The sequence below is a fragment of the Xanthomarina sp. F2636L genome (genome assembly GCF_026410195.1).
Lineage (GTDB): Bacteria > Bacteroidota > Bacteroidia > Flavobacteriales > Flavobacteriaceae > Xanthomarina.
Genome location: NZ_JAPMLM010000068.1, coordinates 1 through 2,500 on the forward strand (window position 1 = coordinate 1; position 2,500 = coordinate 2,500).

A 2,500-nucleotide genomic window follows, 5' to 3' on the forward strand; every position below is an offset into this window, starting at 1 on the left:
AAATGAATCGGGATTCTAAAAAAGGCGATGACCTACTCTTCCACAAATGCAGTACCATCGGCGCTAATGGGCTTAACTTCTCTGTTCGGAATGGTAAGAGGTGAGCCCCATTGCAATAACCACCTTAAGTTATTGCTGCAGTAATAAGTATTTAACTTATTACTTTCAGCGTTCCAATATCAAATTGGAACAAATATCTTAACATATTGAAAAAAATGACATGAATTTGTAATTATTGTACTTTTAAAAAGAACAGCTGTACAATAAGCCTATGGGTTATTAGTACTACTCGGCTATGACATTACTGCCTTTACACCTATAGCCTATCAACGTGGTAATCTTCCACGACCCTTTAAAGAAATCTCATCTTGTGGTGGGTTTCGCGCTTATATGCTTTCAGCGCTTATCCCTTCCAAACGTAGCTACTCTGCAATGCTCCTGGCGGAACAACAGATACACCAGAGGTTTGTCCAACTCGGTCCTCTCGTACTAGAGTCAGATCCACTCAAATTTCTAACGCCCACTGTAGATAGAGACCGAACTGTCTCACGACGTTCTGAACCCAGCTCGCGTGCCACTTTAATGGGCGAACAGCCCAACCCTTGGGACCTTCTCCAGCCCCAGGATGTGACGAGCCGACATCGAGGTGCCAAACCCCCCCGTCGATGTGAGCTCTTGGGGGAGATCAGCCTGTTATCCCCGGCGTACCTTTTATCCTTTGAGCGATGGCCCTTCCATGCGGAACCACCGGATCACTATGCTCTACTTTCGTACCTGATCGACCTGTATGTCTCTCAGTCAAGCTCCCTTATGCCATTGCACTCTACGCACGGTTACCAAGCGTGCTGAGGGAACCTTTAGAAGCCTCCGTTACTCTTTTGGAGGCGACCACCCCAGTCAAACTACCCACCAAGCACTGTCCCTTCATTGAAGGTTAGACTCTAGATAAGCAAAGGGTGGTATTTCAACAATGACTCCACAACACCTGGCGATGCTGCTTCGAAGTCTCCCACCTATCCTACACATTACTTATCCAAAACCAATACTAAGCTATAGTAAAGGTGCACGGGGTCTTTTCGTCCCACAGCGGGTAATCGGCATCTTCACCGATACTACAATTTCACCGAGCTCATGGTTGAGACAGTGTCCAGATCGTTGCACCATTCGTGCAGGTCGGAACTTACCCGACAAGGAATTTCGCTACCTTAGGACCGTTATAGTTACGGCCGCCGTTTACTGGGGCTTCATTTCATTGCTTCGCCGAAGCTAACAACTCCACTTAACCTTCCAGCACCGGGCAGGTGTCAGGCCATATACATCATCTTTCGATTTAGCATAGCCCTGTGTTTTTGATAAACAGTCGCCTGGACTCTTTCACTGCGGCCCATCCGTAGATGGGCGACGCTTCTCCCGAAGTTACGCGTCTATTTTGCCTAGTTCCTTAACCATGAATCTCTCGAGCTCCTTAGAATTCTCATCCCAACTACCTGTGTCGGTTTAGGGTACGGGCTGCTTCATTCGCTTTTCTTGGAAGTCGCTTTTCTGGATTATCACCGCAGCCGTAGCCTTAGTGTACTATCGCGGTATTACTACTCGCTTCAACGAACTATTCCGTCAGTTCGCACCAAATTTACGCCTCCGTCACTTTTAGTATGAGCAGGTACAGGAATATTAACCTGTTGTCCATCCACTACCCCTTTCGGGTTCGCGTTAGGTCCCGACTAACCCTCAGCTGATTAGCATAGCTGAGGAAACCTTAGTCTTTCGGAGTGCGGGTTTCTCGCCCGCATTATCGTTACTTATGCCTACATTTTCTTTTGTAGCTTCTCCAGCATACCTCGCAGTACACCTTCGACGACACTACAATGCTCCCCTACCACTTTTACAAGTCCATAGCTTCGGTAGTATGTTTATGCCCGATTATTATCCATGCCGAACCGCTCGACTAGTGAGCTGTTACGCACTCTTTAAATGAATGGCTGCTTCCAAGCCAACATCCTAGCTGTCTAAGCAGTTCAACCTCGTTTATTCAACTTAACATACATTTGGGGACCTTAGCTGATGGTCTGGGTTCTTTCCCTCTCGGACATGGACCTTAGCACCCATGCCCTCACTGCTGATTAACATTTTATAGCATTCGGAGTTTGTCAGGAATTGGTAGGCGGTGAAGCCCCCGCATCCAATCAGTAGCTCTACCTCTATAAAACTATAAATCAACGCTGCACCTAAATGCATTTCGGGGAGTACGAGCTATTTCCGAGTTTGATTGGCCTTTCACCCCTACCCACAGGTCATCCGAAGACTTTTCAACGTCAACCGGTTCGGTCCTCCATTTAGTGTTACCTAAACTTCAACCTGCCCATGGGTAGATCACACGGTTTCGCGTCTACCACTACTAACTAAAGCGCCCTATTCAGACTCGCTTTCGCTACGGATCCGGACCTGAAGTCCTTAACCTTGCTAGCAACGGTAACTCGTAGGCTCATTATGCAAAAGGCAC

The 2,500-nt window shown here is 47.4% G+C and carries 2 rRNA genes (1 of these 2 cut by a window edge); both read right to left on the bottom strand.

Features of this window, described 5'->3' with window-relative positions:
- Positions 1-19 precede the first annotated feature (19 nt).
- Positions 20-127, bottom strand: a 5S ribosomal RNA gene (rrf, locus tag OS191_RS07370).
- Between the two features lie 132 nt (positions 128-259).
- Positions 260-2,500, bottom strand: a 23S ribosomal RNA gene (locus OS191_RS07375) (it continues 578 nt past the right edge of the window).